The sequence below is a fragment of the Nocardioides sp. genome (assembly GCF_036503465.1).
GTDB lineage: Bacteria > Actinomycetota > Actinomycetes > Propionibacteriales > Nocardioidaceae > Nocardioides.
Genome location: NZ_DASXWU010000089.1, coordinates 15601 through 36361, shown reverse-complemented (window position 1 = coordinate 36361; position 20761 = coordinate 15601). Strand labels below are relative to the sequence as shown.

The following is a 20761-nucleotide window of genomic DNA, read 5'->3' as shown; positions in this document are numbered from 1 at the left end:
TCCAGGCGCGCCCGATGCCAGAATGCGGGGATGCTCGAGTCGCTCGGGATCCGGCAGGTCGACGAGGTGGTGTACCGCGAGCTGCTGTCGCGGAGCGAGGCGGAGTCCGACGAGCTGGCGGCGGCGCTGGAACGCCCGCCGGGCGACGTCACCGCGTCGCTGACCGCGTTGGAAGAGCTCGGCCTCGTGCACCGACTCCCGGGTCGTCCGATACGAGTGCGCGCCGCGAGGCCCGACGTGGCCGTCGACGTGCTCGTCAACCGGCGCAAGGAGGAGCTCGCCCGCGCGCAGCTGGCGGCCCGCGACCTGCTGGCCGAGATGCCGGCCGAGGAGCGACACCGGCCGGAGGACATCGTCGAGGTGCTGGTCGGCCGCGCCGCCATCGCGGCCCGGTTCGAGCAGCTGCTGGTCGGCACCCGCGAGGAGCTCCTCGTGCTGGACCGGCCGCCGTACGTCTCCAACCCCCAGCGCTCCGACCAGTCGGTACGCCGCCTCCTGCGCGACGAGGTCGTGGTGCGCGGGATCTACGCACCCGAGGCGCTCGACCTGCCCGGTGCGCTCGAGGAGGCACAGGACGCGTCGCGGGCCGGCGAACGGTCGCGGGTCCACGCCGACCTCCCGATGAAGCTCGCGATCTCCGACGGCCGGCTCGCGATCCTGCCGATCGGGATCGAGGAGACCATCGACGCGGCGCTCTGCATCCGGCCGTCGGCGCTGATGGATGCACTGGTGCGGCTCTTCGAGCTGCTGTGGGCGCAGGCGACGCCGATCGTGGCGCCCACGGTCGGACGCGGCGTGACCGACCGCGAGCTCGCGGCGCTGCTGGCCGCCGGCGCCAAGGACGACGTCGTGGCGCGCCACCTCGGGACCAGCACCCGGACCCTCAGCCGGCGCGTCTCCCAGCTGATGGACCACCTGCACGTCCGGACCCGTTTCCAGGCGGGCGTGCAGGCGGTCCGACTCGGCTGGCTCGATACCTCAGCGGACCAGGAAGGCGCGGACGACGGTCTGGTCGACCGCTGAGCCCGCGTCGTCCGCCGCGTGCAGCCGCAGAGACACGAAGCCTCCGCCCCGAGGCAGCACGACGTGCCAGCCGGAGTCCGTCGGCGTCACCGACGCCGGCGTCCAGGTCTTGCCGTCGTCCCACGAGGCGTCGAGCTTGACGTCGCCGACCCGCGTGTCCGACGACCCCGCCGCGTGCGGGATCGCCAGGTCGAACACCGCGCGGCGTCCCGGCTCGGGCGTCACCCGGTTGCGCAGGTCGACCGGGACGTCGTAGTCGGGCACCAGCACCGGCGCGTTCTCGACGTCCGCGGTCGTCGACGACGGGAAGCTCCACGTGGTGTCGGTGTGCGTCGACAGCTGGTTCCACGCCTGGGGGTTGTCGGTCGTGAAGTGGATCGCGACCTGCGAGTTCCCGGCCGGCAGGGCGGCGTACCCGTACGGCAGGTAGTCGGTCTCGGCGACCAGCGCCCCGTCGGCCAGCACCTCGAGATGGGTGGCCATCCCGCTCGCGTCGGAGTAGGCGAACCCGTGGTTGCCCTCGGCATCCGTGAAGCCGTCGAGGTAGATCCGCATCCGGTCCCCGCCGCGTGCGACCGGCGCCCCGGGGTTGGGTGCGGCCGTGATCGGCGCCGTCAGCGCCGGGAGGTCGCTCACCTCGCCCGGCCGGTACGCCGCCCGGTGCGGGTCGCTGACCAGCATCTCCTCGACCGGGTCGTGCGGGAACATCGCGTTGTACGACGTTCCCGGCGAGACCGCGGCGTACGTCCACGCGGTGTCGGGGTCGGCGATGCGGTACTCGGTGCGAGCCCGCGGACCGCCCCGGAACGGCATCATCGTCGAGATCGAGAACGTGTCCCCGGGCTGGAACTGGTACGCCGCCTGCGAGAACGTCGACCCGATCGTCGGCTGACCGTGCAGCGACCGCACCTGGGTCGCCAGGTCGCCGAGGGCGTACGAGTGGTGCAGGTCGGTCGGGATGCGGCCGTTCTCCTTGATCACGAGGTCGTAGAGGTACGGGCTGGCCGGTTCTCCGCGCACGTCGACGCGGGAGCCGGCGGGCAGCCGGGTCAGGGCCCGGCCCTCGGCGCGGTCGAGGCGGACGGTCGGGACCTGGAGCTTCACACCCGTGCCGTTCGGGTCACCGTTGTCCCCGGGCCCGTTGTTGTAGATCGCGACCAGACCAGCGCCGGCGGCCGCTGCGTTGTTGGACTGTTCGGCGACGGAGAGGTCGTCGGAGCGCTCCACCACCGCGATCGCGCCGTGCAGGTGCTTCCCGGCGAGGTCCTCGGGACGGGCCTGTCCGACGTCGATCGCGGCGAGCCGGTCCTGTCCGTCGTACATCGGGAACTCGGAGTCGAAGTCCGAGAACCACACGGCGTCGTAGTACGCCGGGTGCAGCCGGCCGGTCTGCCTGCTCGCGAGGCTGATGTCGGGCACCGCGAGCTGCAGGCGGGTCAGGGCCTGGAAGGTCCCGACGGTCGGCTCGAGGGTCGGCTGCAGGTAGGCGTGGTTGTCGAGCAGGAACGACGGCCGCAGCGTGCCGGTGATCGCGGACCCGTCGGCCGCCGTCTGGGTGTAGCCGAGCTGCAGGAGGCCCTCGTTGTTCGCGCGGGTCCGGTGTCCCGGTGTGGAGACGGTGAGCCGGTGTGCGTCGCGCGCGTCGAGGGTCATCTGCCGCGCGGCGGTCAGGTGGACCTGCGGGTCTCCCACGAGCGCGACGCTCTGGGCGGTGCGACCGCGGTCGGTCGGTGGCGTCTGGGCCGGCTCGGTGGTCACGAACGCCATCACCGAGTACTCACCGGGCTCCAGCAGGATGCAGTCGCTCTGGGCCCAGCCGTCGGTGGAGCAGTCGTGGCCGGTGTCGGGGCTGCCGGGGATCTCGCGGCTCCAGGACGACCCTGTGGCCAGGTCGAAGATGTTGACGTGGGCGAACGCCTCACGCCCGTCGCGGCCGATCGAGCTGAAGGTCAGCGCCACGGTGGTGCCGGGGTCGGCGTCCGGCGTGACCGCCGCGGTGCCGGAGACGAGCGTGGGTCGGCCACCACCGGCGGGCGCCAGCTGGGTGCCGGACGAGGTGGTCGTCTCGAGCACTCCGGTGGCCGCCCGGCCCTCCAGCGGCAGTACGGCGGTGCGGCCCGACGTACCGACCGGGCTCAGCTGGACGCGGTCGTGCCCGCCGAGGTCGATCACGCGTGCCTGCGCCGCCGGCGGCGCGGGATGGAAGGAGGAGGTGCTGCCGTTCGCCGCCTGACCGGTCAGGGCGAGTGCGACGGCCGCGGCCGTGGCGGCCAGCGGCGCGAAGGGGGTACGAGACATGTGGGTGGCTCCCGAGGTCGGTGGATGACCTCTTGATAGTCGAGCCGCCATTTCGGAGGACAGACCTGCGGCTGACGCCTTCAGGACATGGCGTCAGCTCGCCACGCGCCGACCGCACGGTCGACCTGCTCGGGCGTCAGCTGCACACCCCGATCCCTGTCAGGTCAGGATGCCCAGATCACCTGCCCGCGACGCCGCCTGGCCGCGCGTCCGCACGTCGAGCTTGGTCAGGACCGCGGACACGTGATGGTCGACGGTGCGCGTGGAGATCACCATCCGGGTCGCGATCTCCGCGTTCGTGAGCCCCGCCACGACGAGCTCCAGGACCTCCATCTCGCGACGGGTGAGCCCCACCGGGTTGGCCCGGGTGCTGGCCCGGGCGCCGACCGGGACGCCGCGCGCCCCGAGGTCCCGCAGGGCCTGCCGGGTACGGGCGGACGCCGCCACGGCACCCAACGCGTCGAACCGCTCGAGCGCCTCCCGCAGCCCCTCCTCCGACCCGGAGTCGAACAACGCCAGCGCCGCGTCGTACGGACATCCCACCTCGTCGAAGGCCGCCGCCGCCGCCCTCCAGTCGCCGGCGAACGAGTGCTCGTACGGCTCGGGGAAGTCCCGCGGCGGACCGAACGGCTCGAGCCCGAGCCGTCGACCCCATGCCTGGAGCTGGCCAGCGTCCCAGGGGCCGTAGGCGTCCCGCGCCGTCGCGGCACGGGCCGCGTCACTGCGCGCCCCCTCGTCGTCGCCCGCCAGCCACCGAGCCTCGGCCCGCGGCGCCAGCGCCTCGAGCCGCCACCCGGGCAGTCCCGAGCGCTCCGCGTTCGCGACCGCCTCGTCGAGGTGGAGCGCGGCCTCCTCGTGCTCGCCGAACCGCGCGAGTACGGTGCCGAGCGTCACCAGCGGCGCCATCCGGTTCTCGGGCGAGATCACCCTGGTCGCGAGAACGCGCCGGCTGACGTCCCCGGCCTCGCGCAACCGGCCCTGCACGAGGAGCGAGGCGCCGTGATGGGCACGCAGGCACGAGGCCCAGGTGGCGATGTCGTGGTCGTCGCAGTAGGGCGTGCCCTCGCGGAACCATCGCTCGGCAGCGACGAAGTCCCGGTGTCCGGTCCAGCAGGACTGCAGATAGCCGTACGCCGCGGCCGCCTGCTCGTGGGCGCCCGCCGCACGTGCCACCTCGAGCGCCTCCCGGACGTCGCCCATCGAGTCGGCGACCAGGCCGCGGGTCAACAGCGCCTCCGCGCGGACGTCGTCCATGCCCAACCCGACGGCCAGGGACTCGGCCCGGGTCGCCGCGGCCAGCGACCCGGCCCCGTCGCGGGCGTTGCGCCGGGACACGGCCAACGCGCTGGTCGCGCGGGCCAGCTCCGGACCTTCGCCGAGCTGCTCGAGCACGGCCACCGCACGCTCGGCGTACTCCTGCTCCTCGGGCCGGCACAGCCGCCACATCACCCGGGACAGGAAGGCCAGCGTCGCGCCCTCGCGGCGTACGTCGCCCACCTCGCGCCACAGCCGGAGCGCCGTCTCCGCCGAGCTCGCGGCCTCCTCCCACGCGTCCGTCAGCGACTGCTCGACGGCCAGCCGCTGATGGATGTCGGCGACCAGCCCGGCGTCGGCGCCGTCGCAGAAGCGCGTGGCACGCAGGTACTGCTGCACCGCCTCGCGATGGGCCCCGAGCTCGGCCGCCTGCTTCCCGGCCAGCGGTGCCAGCCGGAGCACCGCCGCCGCGTCGCCGGCACCCTCGGCGTGGTGCGCGAGACGGGCTGCGTCGCTCTCGCCGCGGTCCTCGAGCGCGCTCAGCAGCGTGGCGTGCACCTCGCGCCGCTTGTAGCCGGCCGCGTCCTGCTCGACGGCGATCCGGGTGAGCTCGTGCCGGAACCGGAGCTCGCCGTCCCGGCTCGTCAGGATCCCGCGCGCCAGCAGGGCGTCGAGACCGTCGGGGAGACTGAGGTCCACGGTCGCGAGCAGGTCGACGTCGACCCGAGCGCCGATCAGGGCGGCGACCCACGCGCAGGTGCGGCTGCGGTCGTCGAGCCGGCCGAGCCGCGCCAGCACCGCGTCCCGCGCCGTCGCGGAGATCTCGCCCCCGCCCGACGCCACCATCTCGGAGACGAAGAAGGGGTTGCCGCCGGTCAGCCGGTAGACGTGCTCGCCGTCCAGCCCGGCGGCGTCGGCCAGTGCCGAGACAGCCGCCGTCGTCAGCGGCGGTACGTCGACCCGGCGCGTCACGCCGTGCGTCGACAGGTCACCCAGCGCGATCCGCAGTGCGTCGTTGGCCGCCACCTCGTCGTCCCGGTAGGTCACCAGCAGGAGCGCAGGTACGGCGCGCATCCGCCGCCCGACGTACCGGAGCAGGTCGAGCGTCGCCTCGTCGGCCCAGTGCACGTCCTCCACCACGAGCGCGGTCGGCTGCTCCCGGAGGTGGTCGAGCAGGCCCTCGAAGAGGTCCTCACGGGCGGCGTTGTCTCCCAGGAGGGCAGCGAGCCGGCCGCCCGCCTGGACGGCGACGTCACGCAGCGGCCCGAGGGGGCGGGGCGTGAAGAGCCCGTCGCAGGCGCCGGCGTACCAGCGCACGGACGGGGACAGCTCGGCCTCGAGCCGGTCGACCAGCGAGGACTTGCCGACGCCGGCCTCTCCCCCGATCAGCACCAGCCGTCCGTGACCGTCGTGCGCCTCGGTGGCGTAGGTGTGCAGCGTCCCGAGCTGCGGCTGCCGCTCCAGCAGCTCCATCGACACAGTATGGGGGCAGCGAACCGGAACGGCACCGGTCGAGCGCGATGCACCACGGGGTACGCCTGCCATGATTGCTGTCCATGTCGGAGTCCTCAGCGGAGCGCAACGTCCTCGGCGAACCGCTCGAGCCGTGCGGCACCGACCCGATGACCGGGTTCTACCGCGACGGCAGCTGCGCGTGCGGCGAGGAGGACCTCGGGCTCCACGCCGTCTGCGCGGTGGTGACCGAGGAGTTCCTGCAGCATCAGCAGGCGGTGGGCAACGATCTGTCGACGCCGATGCCCGACTACGCCTTCCCCGGACTGAAGCCCGGCGACCGCTGGTGCGTGGTCGCCGCCCGGTGGCTGCAGGCCTACCACGACGGCGTCGCCGCCCCCGTCGTCCTGGCGTCCACCAACGAGCGGGCGCTCGAGGTGATCCCGCTGTCGGTGCTCAAGGAGCACGCCGTCGACGTCCCGCCCGACATCAGCGGCCTCGTCTGAGCCTCGGCTCACCGCGTCAGCGCGCCCCGAGGTGCGTCAGCACCGCCAGCACTCGGCGGTGGTCGTCGTCGGTGGGCTGCAGGTCGAGCTTGAGGAAGATGCTCCGCACGTGGGACTCGACGGTCTTGCCGGTCAGCCGGAGCAGCGACGCGATCGCGCGGTTGGAGCGACCCTGTGCCATCAGCGCCAGCACCTCACGCTCCCGTGCGGACAGGTCGGCGAGCGGGTCGCGCGCAGCCGAGCGACCGAGCAGCTCGGTGACCACGGCGGGGTCGACGACGGTCCGCCCGGCCAGGACCCGGCGTACGGCGTCGGCGAGCTCGTCGAGGTCGGTCACCCGGTCCTTGAGCAGGTAGCCCACGGCCCCCTGCCCTCCGTCGAGCAGCGACATCGCGTAGTACGGCTCGACGTACTGCGACAACACGATCACCGCGGTGCGGGGTCGGTCGCGCCGCAGGGCCTCGGCAGCCCGGAGCCCCTCCGTGGCGTGGTCGGGCGGCATCCGGATGTCTGTGACCACGAGGTCGGGCGCCAGCTCGGCGGCCATCGCCAGCAGCCCCGGCAGGTCGCCGGCCTGCCCGACCACCTCGAGCCCGGCCTCGACGAGCAGCCGCGCCAGGCCCTCGCGGAAGAGCACGGCGTCGTCGGCGACGACCACCCGGGTCACGGTGCTTCCCGGGTCACGGGGCGTCCCGGGTCACGGGGCGTCCTGGCACGGCAGGTCCACGCGTACGACGGTGCCGGCTCCGGGCTCGCTCTCGAACGAGAGGGTCCCGCCGACCGCGATCACCCGGTCCCGGAGCCCGGCCAGACCGGACCCCCGACCCGGATCGGCCCCGCCACGGCCGTCGTCGCAGACCTCCACGTGCAGGTGGTCGCCGACGCGGGCGACCGCCACGCCGGCGTGGGTCGCGTGGGAATGCTTGGTGACGTTGGCCAGCGCCTCGCTCACGACGAAGTACGCCGTTGCCTCGACCGGCGGCGGGTACCGCTCGTCACCCACCGCCACGTCGACCGGCACCGGCACCCGCCCCGCGACCATGGCGACGGCCGGGCCCAGTCCGGCGTCGGTGAGCACGGTCGGGTGGATTCCACGGGCGAGCTCGCGCAGCTCGTCGATCGCGGTCGCCAGCTCCTGTCCCGTGCGCTCGAGGGTGTCGGCGACGAGCGACTGCTCGCCGTTACCGAGCTGCCGCCGGGCCGTCCTGAGGGCGAGCGAGAGAGCGAGGAGCCGCTGTTGCGCGCCGTCGTGGAGGTCGCGCTCGACCCGCCGTCGTTCGGCGTCGCCGGCGAGCACGATCCGCTCGCGCGAGGCGCGCACCTCCTCGAGCTGGGCGCGCAGCTCGGCGTGCAGCCGCTCGTTGTCCAGCGCCATCCCGGCCGCCGCGGCGGTCGCGCGCACCAGGTCGGGATCCAGCGCGACGTCGTGGACCAGGGCGGCCAGCGGGTGCCCGTGCCGCTCGACCATCGTCGTACGACGGCCGCTGTACGGCGCGTGCGGATCGGCGGGCCGTCCGTCGGCGTCCACCCAGCGGTCCCCGCCCATCGGGTAGGCGACCTGCACCGCCGGATCGGCAAGGGTCCGGGCGAGCAGCGCGCGCAGCTGACCCGGAGCGACCGGTGACTGGAGGTCGACCACGAGCCCGCCGATGGCGCTCTGTGCGAGCCTGGTCGAGAGCAGGCCGTAGACGAAGATCCAGGGCACGGCGGTGTTCAGGACCGCGTTGAGCTCCCAGATCAGGTACGCGAAGCCGCCCGACTCGGACGACGTGAACGGCGAGAGGCTGAAGACGACCACCAGGATGCAGGCGACCGCCCAGAGGGGCGCGAGGTCGCGCCGCGCGGCCGGGGACGACCGGTGCCACCGCAGCCACAGCACCGCGAAGAACAGCGGGACCAGCACCCAGGCGGACCGGTCGTAGACGAGGAAGAACCGGTGGGCGAGTGCGGCATCCGGGAGGTCCGGCAGGGCGGCCGGGACGGCGGGACAGGCCGGGCAGCGTGACGTGTCCTGGGTGAGCAGCGACAGGGCCATCGCCCCCGTCGGCACGACGTACGCCGCGAGGACGACCGCCCGCTCGAACCTCGTCGTGAGGCGCCCGCTGGGATAGGCGACGACCAGGTGCGCGAGCAGCCCGGCCGCCGCTGCCTCACCGAGGTGCAGGAACTCCAGCGACCAGCCGTTCGGGATGTTCATCCAGTTCCCGCAGAACCACGACACCCCGTTGAGCACCATCAGCGGACCGAGCCGGTTGCCCGGCCGCCGATCGACGGCGACCGCCCCGCCGAGGAAGAAGCTGAAACCGGTGGCGAAGTCGAGCAGGTGGTTCTCGTCGACGTGGTGGGCGATGCTGACCGCCTCGCCGCCGAGCCCCCAGCCGAGGCCGAGCACGACCACGCCGAGCGCCGCCCAGCGCCGGCGGGTCACCCTCGGGCCTCCAGCACCGCCTCGAGCGATGCACCACTGAGGTCGTCCTTGCGCAGGAAGCCGTGCGGGGTCGTGGAGATCCGGCCACCGAAGTCCTCGGGCGCTCGTCCCGAGGTCAGCACGACCTCGGTGGCGTCGCCGACCTGCTCGCCGATCTGCTGCGCGACCGCGAAGCCGTCGAGGTCGGGCAGCTGGATGTCGAGCAGCACGACCTCCGGCCGGAGCTCCTCGGCGAGGCGGATCGCCGTACGCCCGTCGCCGGCCTCGCCGACGACGTCGAAGCCCTCGTCGGCGAGCAGCTCGCGGGCCCAGGACCGGAAACCCGCGTGGTCGTCGACGATGAGGAGCCTCCTCATGCGGTCATGGTGACACCGTTCGGCCCCGGCGTCTTCAGGGTCTGCACCGACCTCAGGTCCGGTGCCCGCCTGGATGCGCACGCGTCGTACGCCGGTCACGCTGGTGGCGTCCGCGAAAGGAGCCCGTCATGACCACCATGACTCTCACCCCGACCCGTCGTACGACGTGGCCGGTCGGCCTCGCTCTCGGCTCCATGGCCGGCACCGCGCTCGTCATCGCCGGCGTCTGGAACGCACTCATCCAGCAGCACGTCAGCGTCTCCGCACCACCTCACGTGAGCCAGGAGGTGCCGCCGGTCCGGACGATGGAGATCTACTACACGTGGTACGCCGGCACCGTCGCCCAGGAGCGCGCCGCCACCATCCTCGGCCTGATCGGCGTGAGCGGCCTGGTGATCCTGGTCGCCGAGCTGCGACGGAGGCTGGGTCCCCGCCTCGGGCGCGGCGCCTGCACGGCGGCGCAGGCCGGCGGCCTGGTCTGGATGGTCGGCGCCGTGGCCGCGATCGGCGGACACCGGGCCGTCGGCCTGATGGCCACCCACGGCAACCCGATCGAGACGGTGAACGCCGTCGCGTTCACCACCGACGTGACCAGCGACGCGTTCTCGGCGGCGTCGTTCGTGCTGCTCGCGGTGGCGATGCCGGCCCTCGCCGCTGCGTCGCTCGGTGGCCGGGGCCGGTCGTTCGGCGGTCAGGGCTGGGCGGCCCTGAGCGTCCTCACCGGACTGCTCTCCGCCGTCGTGGCCTACGGGTACGTCGCCGGCATCGACTCGATCACCAGCTACGACCTCGGGATCCTCGCCGCCGTCCTCATGCCGTGCTGGCTGGTGTGGACCGGCCGCCTCCTCGACCGCTCCGAGCCCTCCGAGTCCTCCATCTGAGATCGCATCACCCACCGGAAAGGAACACATCATGCACAGCCTGCACGTCACCGTCGCCCTCCAGGGCGACCTGGATCCCATCGCTCGTCAGGCCCACCTCGACCAGGTCGTCTCCGAGGTCGCGTCCAAGCCGGGTCTGGTCCACGCCTACTTCCTCGCGCCGCACGATGGCGTCGGAAGCGCCTACGCGTTCTTCGACACCGAGGAGCATGCACGTGAGGGCGCTCCCGAGATCGGCTTCGTGCACTCGGGCGTCGCCCTGATCAAGGACGTCGAGGTCCTCCCCGTGATGGCCAGCATCTGAGCCATCGGGGGCCCGAGTTCCGGGCCTGTCCGTCGGGGGACCGCGGGTCCCGGCCACCGGCCGGGACCCGTCGTACGTGTCCGGTCGTCCGGACCGTCACCCGGAGTGCGTGACGTGCGCGTCCGGGCCCGGGAACGAGACGCCCTCGTGGCCGTCGTCCCAGCGCACGACGTACGGCGGCGAGCCGTCGTCGCCGCGCACCTCGAGGATCTCGCCCTCGCGCGGGGGCGAGCCGACCTTCTTGCTGTCCACCACCAGGTGATCGCCGACCTTCGCCTGCATCGCGACACCCCTTCCGTGTCCTGTTCCGTGTCCTGTTCCGTGTCCTGTTCCGTGTCCTGGTCCGGTGCTGCTTCCCACCATCGTCTCGTCGGTCGACCTTGTCGAGAGCACGGGAATGATGGGCACCCTCACCGCGTTCACCGGAGTAGTTGAATCCGCAACGATCAGAGGTAGGGGACATGCAGTTCGGCATCTTCACCGTGGGCGACGTGACGCCCGACCCGACGACGGGTCGGACGCCGACCGAGCACCAGCGGATCAAGGCGACCGTCGAGATCGCGAAGAAGGCCGAGGAGGTCGGGCTCGACGTGGTCGCGGTCGGCGAGCACCACAACCCGCCGTTCATCGCCTCCGCGCCCACCACGACGCTGGCCTACATCGGCGCGCAGACGTCGCGGGTGATCCTGTCGACGTCGACGACGCTGATCACCACCACCGACCCGGTGCTGATCGCGGAGAACTACGCCAAGCTCCAGCACCTCACCGACGGCCGCGTCGACCTGATGATGGGTCGCGGCAACACCGGCCCGGTCTACCCGTGGTTCGGCAAGGACATCCGCGAGGGCATCAACCTCGCGCTCGAGAACTACGCCCTGCTCCACCGCCTCTGGCGCGAGGACGTCGTCGACTGGGAGGGAAAGTTCCGGACGCCGCTCCAGGGCTTCACCTCCACGCCGCGACCGCTGGACGGCGTACCCCCGTTCGTGTGGCACGGCTCGATCCGCTCCCCCGAGATCGCCGAGCAGGCGGCGTACTACGGCGACGGGTTCTTCGCCAACCACATCTTCTGGCCCGCCTCGCACACGGCTCGCATGGTCAGCCTCTACCGCCGCCGCTTCGAGCACTACGGTCACGGCACCGCCGACCAGGCGATCGTCGGCCTCGGCGGACAGGTGTTCATGCGGCACAACAGCCAGGACGCCGTGCGGGAGTTCCGTCCGTACTTCGACAACGCCCCGGTCTACGGCCACGGCCCGTCGCTGGAGGACTTCACCCGCGAGACGCCGCTCACCGTCGGATCGCCGCAGCAGGTCATCGAGCGCACGCTCGGCTTCCGTGAGTACGTCGGCGACTACCAGCGCCAGCTGTTCCTGATGGACCACGCCGGCCTGCCGCTGAAGACCGTCCTCGAGCAGCTCGACCTGCTCGGCGAGGAGGTCGTGCCGGTGCTGCGCCGGGAGTTCGCGGCCCTCAAGCCCGCGCATGTCCCAGACGCCCCCACGCATTCTTCGATGGTTGAGGAGGCGCGCCAGCGCCGTCTCGAAACCACCGAAGAAGAGGTGACGGTATGACCAAGATCGTCATCGTCTCCGCCGGCATCTCCGTGCCGTCGTCGACCCGCATCCTCGCCGACGCCCTGGGCGCGGCCACGACCCGCTCTCTTTCGGTGGTCGAGGAGGGCCCCCTGGGAGCTCGTCTCGAGACCACCCCTCCGGACATCCACGTCATCGAGCTCCGCGAGCTCGCGCACCAGCTCACCGACAACGTCCTCACCGGCTTTCCGACCGGCGCCCTCGCCGACGCCGTACGCCGGGTGGCCGAGGCCGACGCGATCGTCGCGGTGAGCCCGGTCTACACCGGCTCCTACTCGGGTCTGTTCAAGATGTTCTTCGACGTCCTCGAGGACGGCACCCTCGAGGGCAAGCCGGTCCTGATCGCCGCGACCGCGGGGACAGCTCGCCACTCGCTGGTCCTCGAGTTCGCGATGCGGCCGCTGTTCGCCTACCTGCGCGCGGACGTCGTACCGACCGCCGTCTTCGCCGCGAGCGAGGACTTCGGGGCCGGTTCGGTCAGGGGCGGCTCGCTCTCCGCCCGGATCGACCGCGCGGCACGCGAGCTCGCCGACAAGGTGCTCCGCCGCGGGACCGTGCTCCCGGACGACCCGTTCGAGAACCCGACGCCGTTCGAGGACCTGCTCCGCGACATCTGACCCGGTCGCCTGGCGGGGGGCGACGTCGTCACGCACGACGACGCCGGACACGGACGACGGGCCCGCCGGAAGACTCCCGGCGGACCCGTCGATCCGATCACTGCGCGGTCGGTGTCACCGACCCAGGTGCAGGACGATCCTCTGGTCGAGCTCGCCCGCCTTGTAGATCCGCACGACGTGCCGGCCCGAGCCCTCTGAGAAGCGGAGCTTGGTGAAGGCCCGCTCGTCGTCACCCATCTTGCTGGTGTAGACGCGGGTGTCGTCGTCGGTCACCTTGAAGGCCAGCTTGCGGCCCTGGACCTGGTTGTCGCCGAGCTGGTCGGTGACGAACTTGATGTTGAGCACCGAGGAGTGGCGGTAGTCGACCTCGGTCGCCGTCGCCGTGCCGGTCACCGGGACCGTGGTGATCTGCGGCTCGCTGCTGAACTGGTAGTCGGTGTCGCCTACCTGGATGTCGTGGATGACGCCGTTGCCCAGGATGCCCGAGCCGAGCGAGAAGCCGACGGCGTACAGCTTGGCGCTCGGCAGTGCGGTCTGCCACTCGGCGAGGGTGCCGTGGCAGTCCGAGCCGGAGCCGCCGGTGGTCTCGGGGCAGGTGAAGCCGCGCTGCGTTGCACGCGCCGACCCACCGGTGTACCAGAAGTCGTCGCCGTACGCCGGCTCCCCGACCAGGATGTTGTAGTTGTTGTCCGTGGTCGAGAGGTCACCGTCGGTGTCGAAGACGATCTGGACGCCCGGCTGGTTATCCGTGCCGTACCACGTCAGCGACGCCGAGTCGGGAAGCCCCTGCGACGGCACGTCGACGTACTCGGCAGCCTTGGCGTTGCTCGAGTTGTCGTCTGTCCAGACGTGCAGCCCCTCCTTGAGGAACTCCCAGTGTCCGGCGCTGCGCGTGTCGGAGAGCCCGTTGGTGTCGAAGCCTCCTGGCCGGACCATCACAGTCTGCCCAGACGTGGCGTTCGCCGAGGGGGCGAGCGAGATCAGGGCCGCTGCGGCGACACCGGCGAGGCCTGCGACGAGACCCGAGCTGATGACCTTCATTGTTCTCCTTGAGAGTGGGTGAGTGTTGCTCCCCAGCGGGGAGGACGCCGCGGAACGGCGTGTCGTCCCCCGGCGCGAAAGGAACGTAACCCGATATATCTGGCGAGCGTGGCGGAACCACGAAATAGATCGCAAACCGATAGATCCCCGTGATCCGGCCGACGGTGCCGTCCGTCCGGGGGCCCTCGACAACCCGTCAGGCAGCGCCCCAGCGGGCGACGAGGGCACCCCACACCATCCCCGCGCCGAACGCGGAGAGCAGCACACGGTCACCGTCGTGCAGCCGACCGGCGGCCTGCGCGTCGGCCAGCGCGATCGGGAGGGAGGCCGCGGAGGTGTTGGCGTACTCGGCCAGTACGTCGACCACGCGCTCGGTCGGCAGGCCGAGCCGATGGCCGACCGCGGCGATGATCCGGGAGTTCGCCTGGTGGTAGACGAACAGGTCGATGTCGTCCTGGGAGAGCCCGTCCTGCTCGAGGACCTCACGGGTCACCTCGGTCATGGACCGCACGGCGTACTTGTAGACCGTCGGCCCGTCCATCCGGATCGTCTGGTCGTCACGACCGAGCCGGATCAGGTGACGCCCGTCGCCGTCGGAGTGCAGCACGGTGCGGCCCACCCGCGAGGGCCCGTCCACGGCCGTGAGCACGACGGCCCCGGCACCGTCGCCGAACAGCATCGCGGTCCCGCGGTCGTCGTGGTCGAGGTACCTGTTCAGCAGGTCGGCGCCGATCGCCACCACGGTCCGCGCGCGCCCGGACTCGATCTGCGCGGCCGCCACGGAGAGACAGGTCAGGAAGCCGCAGCAGGCGTTGTTCACGTCGAACGCGCCGGCGCCGATCGCGCCGATGTCGGCGGCGATCATCGGCGCGGCGTGCGGGCTCATCTCCTCCGCGCTCGTGGTGCCCAGCACCACCAGGTCGACCTCGCTCGCGTCGATCCCTGCGTCCGCCAGGGCCGACTCGGCCGCCCCGGTAGCGAAGTGGTCGAGCCGCTCGCCGGGTGCCGCCACATGTCGTTCGCGGGTGCCGGTGCGGGAGGTCACCCACTCCTCGTCGACCCCGAGCCGCTCGGCGATCTCCTTGTTGTGCACGACGGCCTCGGGGACCGCCATGCCCACACCCACCGGAGCGGCGCCGACGGCGGGTGAGGTCACGCTTCCACCATACGATGCGGCCATGCCCACGGATGTCGCCTCGGATTCCGGCTCAGCGGAGGCGATGCCGCGGTCGTGGCAGGTGCATCGGCTGGGTTCGCCGGAGGAGGCGCTGCGGCTCGAGCGCCGGCCGGTCCGCGATCCCGGGCCCGGCGAGGTGCGGGTGCGGGTCGAGGCGGCCGGGCTCAACCATCCCGACCTGCTGCTGTGCACCGGGCGCTACCAGGAGCGCCCCGAGCTCCCCTTCTCCCCCGGCTTCGAGGCCGCCGGTGAGGTCGTGTCCGTCGGCCCCGGCTCGGTACGCCGCGTGGGCGAGCGCGTGGCCGTCGTACCGGAGCTCCCCGAGGGCGCCTTCCAGGAGTCGCTGACCGTGCCCGACGCCCAGACCTACCCGGTGCCGGACTCCATGCCGGCCACCACCGCGGCCGTGCTGCACGTCGCCTACACGACCGCGCACGCCGCGCTCCACCACCGCGCCGGGCTGCGGCCCGGCGAGCGGCTGCTGGTCACCGGCGCCGCCGGCGGCGTCGGCTCCGCCGCGATCCAGCTCGGCAGGGCGGCCGGTGCGTACGTCGTCGCGCTCGCCTCCGGGTCGGCCAAGGCCGAGGCCTGCCGCGAGCTCGGTGCCGACCTCGTGCTCGACCCCGACGACCCGGACCTCGTCGACCGGGTGCGCGAGCTCGGCGGCGCCGACGTCACGCTCGACGTGGTCGGCGGCGACGTCTTCGACCGGGTACGCCGATGCCTGGCGTTCGAGGGTCGCCTGGTCACCGTGGGCTTCGCCGGCGGCACGGTCCCGCAGGCGCCGGTCAACCACGTGCTGCTGCGCAGCTACTCCCTGATCGGCCTCCACCTCGCGACGTACCGCCGCGAGAATCCCGACCTGCTCCGCCACATCCACGCCGAGCTGGTCGACCTGGTGGCCGCCGGCGTGGTGGCACCGCGCGTGACCGCGCTGCCGTTCGACCAGGCCCCGGCCGCGCTCGGACTGCTCGCGCGCCGCGAGGTGATCGGCCGCGTCGTCCTGACCGTCTGACGCTTCCTCGGTGGTTGAGGAGCGAGCTCTGCGACCTCCCTCGGTGGTTGAGGAGCGAGCTCTGCGACCTGCCTCGGTGGTTGAGGAGCGAGCTCTGCGAGCGTCTCGAAACCACCGTGCACTGGCACCATGGTGACCATGACGACGTTGGCGACGCACCCGTACCCGGTGCGGATCGTCCCCTCAGCTCTGCTCGGCTAGCCCGAGCTGCTCGGTCGCCTGCTGCGCCAGGCGGAACTTCTGCACCTTGCCCGACGCCGTCAGCGGCAGCCGATCGGCGGTGGTGAACAGCACGTACTTGGGCACCTTGAACCGCGCCAGCTCGTCGCTGCAGTAGCCGACCAGCGCGTCGGCGTCGGGTGTGGCGCCTTCGGTCGGCACGATCCACGCGCAGCCGACCTCACCCATCCGCTCGTCGGGTACGCCGACCACGTGCGCCTGCGCGACATCCGGGAGCCGGGTCAGGCGCGCCTCGACCTCGCCGGGCATCACCAGCTCGCCGCCGCACTTGTACAGCTCCTTGCTGCGCCCGGTCAGCACCAGGTAGCCGTCCTCGCGGACGATGCCGAGATCGCCCGACCGCAGCCATCCGTCGGCCAGCGTCGCCTCGGCGGTCTCCCGAGGCTTGTCGAAGTAGCCAGGCGTGATGATCGGTCCGCGCGCCACGAGCTCGCCTTCCTCGCCGTCCGGCAGAAGGGCGCCGGTGGGGTCGACGGTCCGGTACTCCGCGAGCCGGCCGTCCAGCCCAGGGTCGCCGGCGATCCCGCCCAGCTTCGGGTTGCCCACGGTGTCGACCAGGTGCTCGATCGGGTCGCCCGGCATCGTGAACGTCGTCGCCGCGGCGGTCTCGGTCATGCCGTACGCCGTCACCAGCTGCTCGACGCCCAGCACCTCGTTCAGGTCCTGCCACAGCCGCGCCGGCGCCGACGCGGCCGCGGACATCACCGAGTGCAGCGAGCCCAGGTCGTAGCCCCCACCACGGGCGGCGTCGACGATCGCCAGGCTCATGGTCGGCACGAACAACGCCTCGTTCGCACCGTGCTTCTCCACCGCCTCGAGCGTCGCCTTCGGGTCGAACGCGGCCTGCACCACCACCGCTCCGGCCACGAACATCGACGCCAGCAGCCCCTCGACGTACGCGAACACGTGGTGCAAGGGCAGCGCGAACAGGATCCGCCGGCCGTCCTCGAAGGCGCGGGTGTACGCCGACCCGTAGGCGCTGCGCAGCTCCATGTCGTGCGTGGAGATCACGCCCTTGGCCTGGCCGGTGGTGCCGGACGTGTAGAAGATCGAGGCCGTGTCGCCCGGCTCGACCGCCGCCGTACGCCGGTCCAGCTCGGCGTCGAGCGCCGGGTCGGGATCGTGGGCCAGACCGGCCAGGTCGAGCACGCCCGGCCGCCGGCTCGCCGTACCCTGCCCACTCCTGCCTGGCCCTTTCGGCACGGTGACCACCAGCCGCAGGTCCGGCAGCGTCTCGCTCGCGCCGCCGTTCTCCCACCCCGGCGTGACCTGGTCGAGCGTCTCCAGCGCGTCGATGCCGCGGAACTCCTCCATCGTCACCAGCGCCACCGACCGTGACTGGCCGAGCACGTAGCCGAGCTCCTCGGCCTTGAGCAGGATGTTGACCGGCACCGCGACCGCCCCGGCCCGCGCGATCGCGAACTTGACCGCGATCGTCTCCGGACCGTTCGGCAGCACGACCGCGACGTGCTCCCCCGCCTTCACCCCCCGGTCCACGAGCCCGCGCCCGATCGCCCTCGACCATTCAGAGAGCTCGCGGTAGGTCCAGGTCCCGTCGTCGGTGATCACGAACGCCCGGTCGGGGTGCTCCGCCGCCACCTCGTCCAGCAGCGCGGCCAGCGATCGTCCACGCCACGGGCGGTGTCTCCGCTCGAGCGCCTCCCGGCGCTCCGCCACACCCGCCACCGAGACCTTCGCCGCGCCCGCCATCGGCGCCACCCCCTCGTAGGTGATCTGGTGGCGACATTACGCCGATCCAGGTCCGTCGAGCCTCCGGGACGAGGCCGCCCGGCGACGGTCGGCCGGTCAGCGTCCGAGCAGTCGCCAGAGGATCCCGCGGCGCTGGGAGCGGGGATGGCCGGGGCACCACTCGTCGGCGGGGATCACGGCCCTGAGCTGGGCGGCGTGCGCTCCGCACCCGCGCCAGGTGGTGAGGCCGCAGGTGTGGCAGCGGACTGGGTGGCACATGGCTTCTCTCACTGTGACGGATAGGACATAATCCCCCCTAGGGGATATCCCCCCGGGGGGTTATAATGACACATGGAGCGACCGAGGAGGAAGCCGATGACGATCGCCGACACCCACGCCTCGAGGCGGTACACGATGCGGGTGGCGACCCTGTTGCCGTTCGACGAGGCCGTGGCACGGATGCGTGACGGGCTGGCCGACCAGGGCTTCGGCGTCCTCACCGAGATCGACGTCAGGGCCACCCTGTCGAGCAAGCTCGGCGTCGACGTGCCGGCGCAGGTCATCCTCGGAGCCTGCCGGCCCCAGCTGGCGCACCGGGCGCTCGCGGCGGCGCCGTCGGTCGCGACCCTCCTGCCATGCAACGTCGTGGTCCGCGAGGTGACCGGCGGCTCGGTCGTCGAGGTGGTCGATCCCGACGTCATGTCGAGGCTGGAGGACGACCCGGCGGTCGCGGACGTGGCCACCGAAGCACGGAGCCGGCTCCTCGCCGTCCTCGACCGACTCGTCCCCCAGGAGGCGTGATGCAGCTCGAGGCCCAGGACATGCATTCCGTGATCAACCGCGCCAAGCGCGCGCACGGCCACCTCGGCAAGGTGATCAGGATGATGGAGGAGGGCGCGGAGTGCGAGGACGTGCTGACCCAGCTCTCCGCCGTTCTCAAGGCACTCGAGCGCACCGGTTTCCAGGTCGTCGCCACCGGCCTCCGGCAGTGCATGACGGCCGGCGACGGACCCGACTCCGTCGACGTCAAGAAGATGGAAAAGCTCTTCCTCGGCCTCGCCTAGGGCACCTCCAACCCCACACAGGAAAGGTCCGATGACCACCACGATCGACTCGGCCCCCACGGCCAGCCCCCACGGCGAGGCCGTCCTCGACGAGCTGCTGCCCCTGCACCGCCGGCTGCGGCGCGCCATCCCCGACGCCTACCAGGGGTTCAGCGAGCTCCACCGTGCGGCGTTCGCCGACGGCGCCCTCGACGTCGCAACCAAGGAACTGATCGCCCTGGCTATCGCCGTCGTCGAGGGATGTGACGGATGCATCGCCTCCCACGCCCAGGCCGCCGCCCGCGCCGGGGCCACACGCCAGCAGGCCGCCGAAGCGATCGGCGTCACCTTCCTCATGCACGGCGGACCCGCCACGATTTACGGCCCACGTGCCTATGATGCATTCTGCGAGTTCGCGACCGACTGAGGATCCGACAGTTCACCGTCGCCCTTCGCCTCGGTTGCGCCGTGAGGCCTCCTGCTCGAACGTCCACCCTCACGTGCATCGGTGGAACCGGTAGTTGCCGTCGGGTCGTCGTCGGGTGTCGTAGTGGTGGTCGTGGGCGCGGTGGTGGTGCCAGGAGCAGAGCAGGACGCCGTCGTCGAGGTCGGTGCGGCCGCCGGCTGTCCAGGGCTGCTTGGCGTGGTGGGCCTCGCACCAGGCGGCCGGGACGGTGCAGCCCTCGGCGCGGCAGCGCCGGTCACGCACCGCCATCGCCTTGCGCTGGGCCGGCGAGAACAGGCGGCGGCTGCGGCCCAGGTCGAGGACCTCCGAGTTCCCGCCCAGGACCGCGGGGATGATCTGGGCGGTACACGCCAGCCGCCGTGCCTGGGCGGCGCTGATCGGCTCCTCCCCGACCAGGCCGACGCCGGCCAGGGTCGAGGCCAACATCTGGTGGTCGATGGTGACGATCACCGTGGTCGCGTCCCCGCCGTGCAACGGCATCCGGTCGGGGTCGACGGCCTCCAGGAACGCCGCGAACGCCTCCCCCAACCGACGACGCGGACCCACCGGCTCCTCGTGCACGGCGGTCCGGTGGCGCGGTGAGGTGTAGGCATCCAGATACGTGCGCAGCCGGTCGGCCACCGCATCGGCCACCCGGCCGGAGATCCGGGTGGTCCCGTCCCCGCACCGGTGGAAGCCCAGGCTGGCCACCGCGGCGGCACGGCGTTCCTCCCGCTCCAGCGCCTTGCCCTCGGCCTGCTCACAGGTCTCGGGGGCGGCGACCTGAAGGATCCGGCGACCCAGCCGGCGCAGCTGAGCCGGCGCGTACTGCCCGGCGTACCCCACCAACGTCTCCTCCGCCTTCACCAGGGTCTCGGCGTCGACCTCACCGGTGGGCAGGTCGTCCAGGGCGTGGGCGATCACCCGCGCCTGCGCCAGGTTCACCGATCCCTCGCCGACCGCCGCCCCCAACCGGGTCCACCGGCGGTCCAACCCACGGGCCAACGCCAGGTCACCGGCCTGGGCCCGCGGATCGGTCCGGGTCTCCGAGGCCAGCCAGGTCGCCACACTGTGGTCGGCCGTCTCCTGAGCCAGCTCCTCCGAGGCGGCCATCAACCGCAGCCGCAACCCCGTCAACCGGCCCTCCAGCGCATGCACCCGACGCAACGCCGCGGCCTTCTCCCCCGCCCGCATGAACGTCGGGTCCACCCCGGCCACGTCCTTCAACGCCGCCTCGACCGCGCCGATGCACGCCAGGATCGGGTGGACTGTGGCTGGCGGTCCCACCGGCACCTCCCGACATCGACGACGAACTCAGGTCTCACGTGTCGATGGCAGCGTGCCCGGTGAGCAGGGCGGCCCGGAACAAGCTTCCCAAGCCCCGCCGAGACCCCAGC

The 20761-nt window shown here is 72.2% G+C and carries 21 protein-coding genes; 10 read left to right on the top strand and 11 right to left on the bottom strand.

Translation table 11 applies throughout. From position 1 onward, the window contains the following. The first annotated feature begins 30 nt into the window (after nucleotides 1-30). Nucleotides 31-1023, top strand: a complete 993-nt coding sequence (locus VGK78_RS16165) for a TrmB family transcriptional regulator (protein WP_331528744.1) — start codon at nucleotides 31-33, stop codon at nucleotides 1021-1023. On the opposite strand, the gene VGK78_RS16160 is transcribed toward VGK78_RS16165, so the two are convergent. Both VGK78_RS16160 and VGK78_RS16155 read right to left on the bottom strand, forming a co-directional pair. Further along, on the bottom strand, nucleotides 979-3321 hold the full coding sequence (locus tag VGK78_RS16160; protein ID WP_331528743.1) for a PA domain-containing protein: 2343 nt from the start codon (nucleotides 3319-3321) through the stop codon (nucleotides 979-981). The genes VGK78_RS16165 and VGK78_RS16160 overlap by 45 nt on opposite strands. Before the next feature lie 159 nt (nucleotides 3322-3480). Next, nucleotides 3481-6048, bottom strand: a complete 2568-nt coding sequence (locus tag VGK78_RS16155; protein WP_331528742.1) for an ATP-binding protein — start codon at nucleotides 6046-6048, stop codon at nucleotides 3481-3483. 83 nt (nucleotides 6049-6131) lie between these two features. Here VGK78_RS16155 and VGK78_RS16150 point away from each other — a divergent pair, with 83 nt between their 5' ends. Further along, nucleotides 6132-6533, top strand: a complete 402-nt coding sequence (locus tag VGK78_RS16150; protein WP_331528741.1) for a DUF2237 family protein — start codon at nucleotides 6132-6134, stop codon at nucleotides 6531-6533. A 16-nt stretch (nucleotides 6534-6549) separates the two neighbouring features. Here the strand turns inward: VGK78_RS16150 and VGK78_RS16145 are convergent, their stop codons facing one another. The 3 genes from VGK78_RS16145 to VGK78_RS16135 are packed head-to-tail and all read right to left on the bottom strand — an operon-like array spanning nucleotide 6550 to nucleotide 9317. Then, nucleotides 6550-7200, bottom strand: coding sequence for a response regulator transcription factor (locus VGK78_RS16145; RefSeq protein WP_331528740.1), 651 nt, complete (start codon nucleotides 7198-7200; stop codon nucleotides 6550-6552). A 30-nt stretch (nucleotides 7201-7230) separates the two neighbouring features. Continuing rightward, nucleotides 7231-8961, bottom strand: a complete 1731-nt coding sequence (locus tag VGK78_RS16140) for a histidine kinase (protein WP_331528739.1) — start codon at nucleotides 8959-8961, stop codon at nucleotides 7231-7233. Next, nucleotides 8958-9317 carry a response regulator gene (locus VGK78_RS16135; RefSeq protein ID WP_331528737.1) on the bottom strand — a complete coding sequence of 120 codons (360 nt, stop codon included), beginning with the start codon at nucleotides 9315-9317 and terminating at the stop codon, nucleotides 8958-8960. Before VGK78_RS16135 ends, VGK78_RS16140 begins: the two co-directional genes overlap by 4 nt. A 128-nt stretch (nucleotides 9318-9445) precedes the next feature. On the opposite strand from VGK78_RS16135, the gene VGK78_RS16130 reads away from it, so the two are divergent. Together VGK78_RS16130 and VGK78_RS16125 are read left to right on the top strand one after the other, a co-directional pair. Continuing rightward, nucleotides 9446-10198: a hypothetical protein gene (locus VGK78_RS16130; protein WP_331528736.1), complete on the top strand. Its 753-nt coding sequence runs from the start codon at nucleotides 9446-9448 to the stop codon at nucleotides 10196-10198. Between the two features lie 31 nt (nucleotides 10199-10229). After that, nucleotides 10230-10502: a hypothetical protein gene (locus tag VGK78_RS16125; RefSeq protein WP_331528735.1), complete on the top strand. Its 273-nt coding sequence runs from the start codon at nucleotides 10230-10232 to the stop codon at nucleotides 10500-10502. A gap of 96 nt (nucleotides 10503-10598) precedes the next feature. Here the strand turns inward: VGK78_RS16125 and VGK78_RS16120 are convergent, their stop codons facing one another. Beyond that, nucleotides 10599-10784 carry a DUF1918 domain-containing protein gene (locus VGK78_RS16120; protein ID WP_331528734.1) on the bottom strand — a complete coding sequence of 62 codons (186 nt, stop codon included), beginning with the start codon at nucleotides 10782-10784 and terminating at the stop codon, nucleotides 10599-10601. A gap of 179 nt (nucleotides 10785-10963) precedes the next feature. Here VGK78_RS16120 and VGK78_RS16115 point away from each other — a divergent pair, with 179 nt between their 5' ends. Both VGK78_RS16115 and VGK78_RS16110 read left to right on the top strand, forming a co-directional pair. Then, entirely contained in the window at nucleotides 10964-12076 is a 1113-nt protein-coding gene (locus VGK78_RS16115) for an LLM class flavin-dependent oxidoreductase (protein WP_331528733.1), read from the top strand. Next, entirely contained in the window at nucleotides 12073-12714 is a 642-nt protein-coding gene (locus VGK78_RS16110) for an FMN reductase (RefSeq protein ID WP_331528731.1), read from the top strand. The genes VGK78_RS16115 and VGK78_RS16110 overlap by 4 nt, the downstream gene beginning before the upstream one ends. 114 nt (nucleotides 12715-12828) lie before the next feature. On the opposite strand, the gene VGK78_RS16105 is transcribed toward VGK78_RS16110, so the two are convergent. Next, nucleotides 12829-13755: a hypothetical protein gene (locus VGK78_RS16105; RefSeq protein WP_331528730.1), complete on the bottom strand. Its 927-nt coding sequence runs from the start codon at nucleotides 13753-13755 to the stop codon at nucleotides 12829-12831. A gap of 196 nt (nucleotides 13756-13951) precedes the next feature. Next, the gene (locus tag VGK78_RS16100; protein ID WP_331528729.1) at nucleotides 13952-14911 is read right to left on the bottom strand and encodes a 3-oxoacyl-ACP synthase III family protein; all 960 of its coding nucleotides are present in this window, start codon (nucleotides 14909-14911) and stop codon (nucleotides 13952-13954) included. A gap of 22 nt (nucleotides 14912-14933) precedes the next feature. On the opposite strand from VGK78_RS16100, the gene VGK78_RS16095 reads away from it, so the two are divergent. Continuing rightward, entirely contained in the window at nucleotides 14934-15947 is a 1014-nt protein-coding gene (locus VGK78_RS16095) for an NADPH:quinone oxidoreductase family protein (RefSeq protein ID WP_331528728.1), read from the top strand. Between the two features lie 183 nt (nucleotides 15948-16130). Here the strand turns inward: VGK78_RS16095 and VGK78_RS16090 are convergent, their stop codons facing one another. Together VGK78_RS16090 and VGK78_RS16085 are read right to left on the bottom strand one after the other, a co-directional pair. After that, nucleotides 16131-17897, bottom strand: a complete 1767-nt coding sequence (locus tag VGK78_RS16090; protein ID WP_331528727.1) for an AMP-binding protein — start codon at nucleotides 17895-17897, stop codon at nucleotides 16131-16133. 96 nt (nucleotides 17898-17993) lie between these two features. Next, on the bottom strand, nucleotides 17994-18155 hold the full coding sequence (locus tag VGK78_RS16085; protein ID WP_331528725.1) for a hypothetical protein: 162 nt from the start codon (nucleotides 18153-18155) through the stop codon (nucleotides 17994-17996). Between the two features lie 96 nt (nucleotides 18156-18251). On the opposite strand from VGK78_RS16085, the gene VGK78_RS16080 reads away from it, so the two are divergent. The 3 genes from VGK78_RS16080 to VGK78_RS16070 are packed head-to-tail and all read left to right on the top strand — an operon-like array spanning nucleotide 18252 to nucleotide 19346. Further along, nucleotides 18252-18677 carry a DUF302 domain-containing protein gene (locus VGK78_RS16080; protein WP_331528724.1) on the top strand — a complete coding sequence of 142 codons (426 nt, stop codon included), beginning with the start codon at nucleotides 18252-18254 and terminating at the stop codon, nucleotides 18675-18677. Beyond that, nucleotides 18677-18940 (top strand): metal-sensitive transcriptional regulator, encoded by a 264-nt coding sequence (locus VGK78_RS16075; RefSeq protein ID WP_331528723.1) that lies wholly within the window; start codon nucleotides 18677-18679, stop codon nucleotides 18938-18940. Before VGK78_RS16080 ends, VGK78_RS16075 begins: the two co-directional genes overlap by 1 nt. A 31-nt stretch (nucleotides 18941-18971) precedes the next feature. Further along, a complete protein-coding gene (locus VGK78_RS16070) occupies nucleotides 18972-19346 on the top strand; it encodes a carboxymuconolactone decarboxylase family protein (protein ID WP_331528722.1) in 375 nt (124 codons plus the stop codon). A gap of 69 nt (nucleotides 19347-19415) precedes the next feature. On the opposite strand, the gene VGK78_RS16065 is transcribed toward VGK78_RS16070, so the two are convergent. Then, a complete protein-coding gene (locus VGK78_RS16065) occupies nucleotides 19416-20651 on the bottom strand; it encodes a DUF222 domain-containing protein (protein WP_331528720.1) in 1236 nt (411 codons plus the stop codon). Nucleotides 20652-20761: the final 110 nt, after the last annotated feature.